Origin of the sequence: Kitasatospora sp. NPDC057198, assembly GCF_042670125.1 — a bacterium.
GTDB lineage: Bacteria > Actinomycetota > Actinomycetes > Streptomycetales > Streptomycetaceae > Kitasatospora.
Window position 1 is genome coordinate 22368 of the sequence record NZ_JBHUWH010000045.1, and the last position, 6072, is coordinate 28439.

At 73.8% G+C, this 6072-nt stretch carries 10 protein-coding genes; 8 read left to right on the top strand and 2 right to left on the bottom strand.

The features are described 5' to 3' along the window. Window positions 1–25: 25 nt before the first annotated feature. Both ACFUEL_RS08215 and ACFUEL_RS08220 read left to right on the top strand, forming a co-directional pair. The gene (locus ACFUEL_RS08215) at window positions 26–316 is read left to right on the top strand and encodes a DUF1416 domain-containing protein (RefSeq protein WP_030458165.1); all 291 of its coding nucleotides are present in this window, start codon (window positions 26–28) and stop codon (window positions 314–316) included. Window positions 317–390: 74 nt separating this feature from the next. After that, window positions 391–681 (top strand): DUF3099 domain-containing protein, encoded by a 291-nt coding sequence (locus ACFUEL_RS08220; protein WP_380235228.1) that lies wholly within the window; start codon window positions 391–393, stop codon window positions 679–681. Here ACFUEL_RS08220 and ACFUEL_RS08225 read toward each other — a convergent pair. Continuing rightward, window positions 675–1037 carry a DsrE family protein gene (locus ACFUEL_RS08225; protein WP_380235229.1) on the bottom strand — a complete coding sequence of 121 codons (363 nt, stop codon included), beginning with the start codon at window positions 1035–1037 and terminating at the stop codon, window positions 675–677. The two genes, ACFUEL_RS08220 and ACFUEL_RS08225, sit on opposite strands and share 7 nt — an antisense overlap. 242 nt (window positions 1038–1279) lie before the next feature. Between ACFUEL_RS08225 and ACFUEL_RS08230 the strand changes: the two genes are divergently transcribed. The 3 genes from ACFUEL_RS08230 (at window position 1280) to ACFUEL_RS08240 (ending at window position 3364) form a co-directional block, all read left to right on the top strand. Then, a complete protein-coding gene (locus ACFUEL_RS08230; RefSeq protein ID WP_030458162.1) occupies window positions 1280–1864 on the top strand; it encodes an FABP family protein in 585 nt (194 codons plus the stop codon). An 86-nt stretch (window positions 1865–1950) separates the two neighbouring features. Further along, window positions 1951–2397 carry a Fur family transcriptional regulator gene (locus tag ACFUEL_RS08235; RefSeq protein WP_380235230.1) on the top strand — a complete coding sequence of 149 codons (447 nt, stop codon included), beginning with the start codon at window positions 1951–1953 and terminating at the stop codon, window positions 2395–2397. A gap of 10 nt (window positions 2398–2407) precedes the next feature. After that, entirely contained in the window at window positions 2408–3364 is a 957-nt protein-coding gene (locus ACFUEL_RS08240; protein ID WP_380235231.1) for a YgfZ/GcvT domain-containing protein, read from the top strand. An 8-nt stretch (window positions 3365–3372) separates the two neighbouring features. Here the strand turns inward: ACFUEL_RS08240 and dtd are convergent, their stop codons facing one another. Continuing rightward, on the bottom strand, window positions 3373–3804 hold the full coding sequence (gene dtd, locus ACFUEL_RS08245) for a D-aminoacyl-tRNA deacylase (RefSeq protein ID WP_376060596.1): 432 nt from the start codon (window positions 3802–3804) through the stop codon (window positions 3373–3375). Between the two features lie 348 nt (window positions 3805–4152). On the opposite strand from dtd, the gene ACFUEL_RS08250 reads away from it, so the two are divergent. The 3 genes from ACFUEL_RS08250 (at window position 4153) to ACFUEL_RS08260 (ending at window position 6019) form a co-directional block, all read left to right on the top strand. Then, on the top strand, window positions 4153–4674 hold the full coding sequence (locus tag ACFUEL_RS08250) for an ABC transporter substrate-binding protein (RefSeq protein ID WP_380235232.1): 522 nt from the start codon (window positions 4153–4155) through the stop codon (window positions 4672–4674). A 61-nt stretch (window positions 4675–4735) separates the two neighbouring features. Continuing rightward, window positions 4736–5686, top strand: a complete 951-nt coding sequence (locus ACFUEL_RS08255) for an asparaginase (RefSeq protein WP_380235233.1) — start codon at window positions 4736–4738, stop codon at window positions 5684–5686. Window positions 5687–5791: 105 nt separating this feature from the next. Beyond that, window positions 5792–6019 (top strand): dodecin, encoded by a 228-nt coding sequence (locus ACFUEL_RS08260; RefSeq protein ID WP_380235234.1) that lies wholly within the window; start codon window positions 5792–5794, stop codon window positions 6017–6019. Window positions 6020–6072: the final 53 nt, after the last annotated feature.

Sequence of the window (6072 nt, forward strand, 5' to 3'; positions counted from 1 at the left end):
GACAGCAAGGAAGAGGGAGACAGACATGTGCGGTGCGAAGGCCGGCGGCCCGGACCTGGCAGGAGTTGACGTGGCCAACGAGACGATCATCCAGGGTTCGGTGACCCGCAATGACGAGCCGGTCAACGGCTACGTGCGGCTCCTCGACGAGAACGGCGAGTTCACGGCCGAGGTCCCGACCTCGGCGACCGGCCAGTTCCGGTTCTTCGCCCGTCCGGGCAAGTGGACGCTGCGGGCCCTGGTGCCCGGCGCCACCGTGGACCGCCAGGTGGTCGCCGCCCAGGGCGAGTTCACCGAGGTCGCGATCGCGGTCTGAACGACCGCGCGGCAGCTGTGACGAGGGGCCCCGGCGTCTTCTGGCGCCGGGGCCCCTCGGCCTACCCTGGAAGGGTGCAGGCACACCGGCGGCACGTGCGCTACTTCGTGATGATGGGCGTCTGCCTGGCGCTGTTCGTCCTGGCCTGGGGCGTGGTGCGCTTCTGGTCGGTCGGCGCCGCCATCGGCATGTGCGTGGTCGCGATGGTGATCCCGCCGGTGGCCGCCGTCCTGGCCAACAGGCGTGACCGGGACGACGACTGGTGGAACGACCCGCGCTGGGACGACCCGCACTGGGAGCAGCGCGGCCACGACCGGGACGCGCCGGACCGCGAGCCCCCGGACGACGGCCCCCGGCGTCAGTAGACCAGCGCCCTGGCGTCGTCCGCCATCACCTCGGACAGGAACACCTGCGCCCCGGCGATCCGCACGCCCTCGAGCACGTCGGCCTGCGCGATGTCCCGGCGCGCCGCGCACTGGGTGCACAGCGTGACGCTCCCGCCCGCCAGGACCGCCTCCAGCAGGTCCGGCAGCGGCGCCGAGTGCGGCAGCTCGAACTCGGCGGCCCTCCCCGGCAGGGCGAACCAGGCGGACTCCCCGGTCAGCCAGAGCGAGACCGGCACGCCGCTGGCGACGGCGACGGAGGCGACCGTGAACGCCTGGGAGCAGCGCTCCGGGGCGTCCGCACCGGCGGTGACCTTGATGACCAGCTTCTTCGACATGCCCCAGAGACTACGGGCGAAGGGGCCGCCGGATAGACTCGCGCCGTACCACAGCCCGTCGAACCCGCCCCTGGGAGCGCACCGTGTCCGGTCTTGAGATCTTCTTCGACAGCCTGCTGGCTCTGATGGCCGTGCTGATCACCTGGTTCGCCATCTTCTCCGTCATGAAGCTCTACCAGGGCCAGCGCTGACGGCTGCCGTACGGTTGACCCGGTAACCGTCCGACGACACCAGCCAGGACCATGATCGAGATTCCTTCCGACCTCCACCGCGACGTCGTCCCGCTCGCCTTCCTCCTCGGCACCTGGGAGGGCGCGGGCGTCCACGACTTCCCCGGCAGCGAGAAGTGCAACTTCGGCCAGGAGATCGTCTTCCGGCACGACGGCCGTCCCTTCCTGGAGTTCCGCTCCCGCACCTGGGTGCTGGACGAGCAGGGGGAGAAGGTCCGCGCGCTGGAGACCGAGCACGCCTTCTGGCGGGTCACCAGCAACCAGCACGGCACCAGCGGCGAGCGCGAGATCGAGGTCTCCTCGGTCCGCGACGACGGCACCGTGGAGATCTGGTACGGCAAGCTGCACGACGGCAAGCCGCAGATCGACCTGGCCACCGACGCGGTCGCCCGGATCGAGGGCGCGGCCCCCTACAGCGGTGGCAAGCGGCTGTACGGCCTGGTCAAGGACGAGCTGCTCTGGGTCGGCGAGAAGGCCGCCCCCGAGGTGCCGCTGCGGCCGTACATGTCGGCGCAGCTGAAGAAGGTGCTCAACCCGGCGCAGCTGATCAACGACATCAACGACCTGCCGGACGACGGCATCGCGTTCTTCCGCTGATCCGCCCGGCGCGCACGGAGTAGGGGCCGACCACCCGGTCGGTCCCTACACTTGTCGGCACGACCTCTCACCGGGCAGGGACACACGTGGCGAACAGCGAGACCACCGACTGGAAGGCCGACCTGCGCGAGCGCGGCTACCGGCTGACCCCGCAGCGCCAGCTGGTGCTGGAGGCCGTCGACGTGCTCGACCACGCGACCCCGGACGAGATCCTGGGCCAGGTCCGCAAGACCGCCAGCGGCGTCAACATCTCCACCGTCTACCGGACGCTGGAGCTGCTGGAGGAGCTCGGCCTGGTCTCGCACGCGCACCTCGGCCACGGCGCCCCCACCTACCACCTGGCGGGCCGGCACACCCACCTGCACCTGGTCTGCCGGGACTGCGACAAGGTCACCGAGACCGACACCGCGATCGCCGCCCCGCTGATCGACAGCCTGCGCACCGAGCACGGCTTCGACACCGACCTCAAGCACTTCGCCATCTTCGGCCGCTGCGCGGACTGCACCGCCAAGCTGGAGAACGGGCAGTCGTAAGCTGGCGGGTATGAAGAGCCCGCTGCTTGCCCTGCCCGGCGCCGTCCCGGCCGAAGGTCCCGACGAGGGGGTCGCCGCCCACTACGGCGACCTGTTCCGCGAGCAGCGCGCGCTGGCCGCCGGGCGCGGCTTCACCGACCTCTCGCACCGCGGCGTGATCACCGTGACCGGCCCGGACCGGCTGAGCTGGCTGCACCTGCTGCTCACCCAGCACGTCAGCGAACTGCCGCCGCAGCAGGCCACCGAGGCGCTCGTGCTCTCCCCGAACGGGCACGTGGAGCACGCGCTCTACCTGGTCGACGACGGCGGGACCACCTGGATCCACGTCGAGCCGGGCGGCGCCCCCGCGCTGGTGAAGTACCTGGAGTCGATGAAGTTCTGGAACCGGGTCGAGGTCGCCGACGCCACCGAGCAGTACGCCGTGGTGTTCCTGCCCGCCGGCTCCACCGCCCCGGTCGAGCGGGCCGCCGCGGTGCGCGAACTCCCCTGGGGCCGCGACCTGTTCCTGCCGCGCGCCGAACTCGCCGCGGCCGCCGAGGAGTTCGGCCCGGCGGCGGGCGTCTTGGCGTACGAGGCGCTGCGGGTCGAGGGGCACCGGCCGCGGCTCGGCTTCGAGACCGACCACCGCACCATCCCGCACGAGGTCGACTGGCTGGGCAGCGCCGTTCACCTGCAGAAGGGCTGCTACCGCGGCCAGGAGACGGTCGCCCGGGTGCACAACCTGGGCCGGCCCCCGCGCCGCCTGGTCTTCCTGCACCTGGACGGCACCGAGGAGAAACTGCCCGCGCACGGCGCCGAGGTCCGCGTCGAGGGCCAGGAGCGCCCGGTCGGCTTCGTCACCTCCTCGGCCCGGCACCACGAGCTGGGCCCGATCGCGCTCGCCCTGGTCAAGCGCAACACCCCGGTGGACGCGGTACTGCTGGCCGACGGCGTCCCCGGCACCCAGGACATGATCGTTCCCGCCTGAAGGGGGCTTCAGACCTCCAGCAGGACGGTGAACGGTCCGTCGTTCACCAGTGAGACCTGCATGTCGGCGCCGAACCGCCCGGTCTCGACCTTCGCGCCCAGCGCCCGCAGTTCGGCCACCACCGCGTCCACCAGCGGTTCGGCGACCGGGCCGGGCGCGGCCGCGTTCCAGGTGGGGCGGCGGCCCTTGCGGGCGTCGCCGTAGAGGGTGAACTGGCTGATCACCAGCAGCGGGGCGCCGAGTTCCGAGCAGGACAGCTCGGGGCTGCCCGGGAACAGCCGCAGCGTCCAGAGCTTGCGGGCCAGCTGGGCGGCCTGCGCCGGGGTGTCCTCGTGGGTGGCGCCGACCAGCACGCACAGGCCCGGCCCCTCGATCGCGCCGACCGTCTCGCCGTCCACCGTCACGGCCGCCCCGGCGACCCGCTGCACCACTGCTCGCATGCCGCCCATTGTGCCGGGCCGGGTCCACCGGGGGCGCGCGGCCTCCGGTCGCACGCCGGGGTCGCACATGGTGCGCCCCGATTCGTGCAGGTGAGCCCGTGGCGCGGGTTCTTCGTACTAGCCAGGGGTGTTCGCCAGGGGGCCGTTCGGGTACTCGGGCGTGCGGCGCCGGGGCCCGGGGTGGCACGCTGTCCGACGGCCCGGGGCCACCCTGGCCCCGCGGGGGCGTCCGCCGTCCCGGCGAACCGCGTCACCCGCACGAGTGGCACCGCCCGCCGGGGGGAACCCTGGGTGGCGGGCGGCCCGTGCTACCGGCGGGCACTGGTACTACGGCAGGTGGTCGGATTGATGGACGTGAGCGCGGTCGACGGGCTGGCCGGTCTGGCCCTGGAGGAACTGCGGGTGCTCCGCCGGGACGCGCTGGAGCAGGAGGCCGACCTGTCCTACCTGCGCCGCCTGCTGCACGGCCGGATGGACATCCTGCGGGCCGAGCTCCAGCGCCGGGAGATCATCCCGCAGCAGGCCGCCGGCGAGGCCCCCGGCGCCCTGCTGGACCGGCTCCCGGCCATCCTCGCCGACACCCCGTCCGCGAACCGCCGCCCGGCCCGGCACGTCACCCTCGGCCCGCCGCGCGGCGAGCGCTACCGGCTGGAGGCCGACGCCCTGATGGGCGACGTCCAGCTGGCCGACCTGGCCGCGCACGCCACCGCCGACCTGCTGGCCGCCGTCGAGCGCCTGGACGAGCACCAGCGCGAGGTCTCCGGCCGCCGCCAGGCCCTGCAGCGCACCGCGGACGACTGCGGGGCCGAGATCACCCGCAGGTACCGTGAGGGGGAGGCCCGGGTCGACGACCTGCTCAGCGAGCGCTGAGCGGGGCGGACGCGGCCGGGGCCCACCCCACCCTCACCGCACCGCCCCTGGAGACCCACCCGTGTCGCAGTCCGCCCTGCCCGCCCTCGCCGAGGTCATACGCTCCGGCTTCACCGAGGGCCGCCACCGCGGTTCGCTGGTCCTGCTCGACGCCGACGGCGCCGTCGAGCACGCGCTCGGCACCCCCGAACTCCCGGTCTACCCGCGCTCCACCGCCAAGCCCTTCCAGGCGGTCGCCACCTTGCGGGCCGGCCTCGACCTGCGCGGCGAACAGCTCGCGCTGGCCGCCTCCAGCCACTCCGCCGAGCCCTTCCACCGGGCCGCCGTGCGCAAGGTCCTCGCCGACGCCGGACTCACCGAGGCCGCCCTGCGGCTGCCCGCCGACCTCCCGCTGGACGAGGTGGAGGCCGAGGAGCTGCTGCGCTCCGGCGGGGAGCGCGCCCCGATCCTGATGGACTGCTCGGGCAAGCACGCCGCCTGGCTGGCCGCCTCGGCCGCCAACGGCTGGAGCCTGGAGGACTACCTCGACCCGGCCCACCCGATCCAGCGGCTGGCCCGCACCGCCCTGGAGGAGGCCACCGGCGAGCGCGCCGCCCACCTGGGCACCGACGGCTGCGGCGCCCCGCTGCTGGCCGTCTCGCTCACCGGCCTGGCCCGCGGCTACCGCGCCCTGCTGCTGGCCGACCCGGGCACCGAGCAGCGCCGGGTCGCCGACGCGATGCGCGCCCACCCCGAGTACGTGGCCGGCACCCGCCGGGCCGACACCTGGCTGATGCGCGCGGTGCCCGGCGCGCTGTCCAAGATGGGCGCCGAGGCCGTCCAGGTGGTGGCGCTGCCCGACGGCCGGGCCCTCGCCTTCAAGATCGAGGACGGCGCGGAGCGGGCCCGCGGCCCGGTGCTGGCCGCCGCGCTGCGCCGACTGGGCGTCCAGGACCCGGTGCTGGAACGGATCGCCGCCGCCCCGCTGCACGGCGGCGGCAACGTGGTCGGCGAGGTCCGCGCCGCGTTCTGACACCGGGTCACGGTCGGCGGACGCCGGGATGCCCGGGGCGGCACTTCGGTGCACGGTGGACGGCGGGGGGAGCCACCCACCGCCGCCGCACAGGGAGAGACCGCCATGACCGACCGCACCTACCGGGTCACCGAGATCGTCGGAACCTCGCACGAAGGGGTGGACGCCGCGATCCGCAACGGCATCGCCCGTGCGAACCGGACGCTGCGCAACCTGGACTGGTTCGAGGTGGTCCAGGTCCGCGGCCACATCGAGGACGGCGAGATCGAGCACTACCAGGTCGGCCTCAAGGTCGGCTTCCGGCTCGACGACAACGACGGCGTCGACGCCTGAGACCGACCCGGAGCAGCGACCGGGCGCAGCCCGGGAACGCGCGAGGGGCGGGC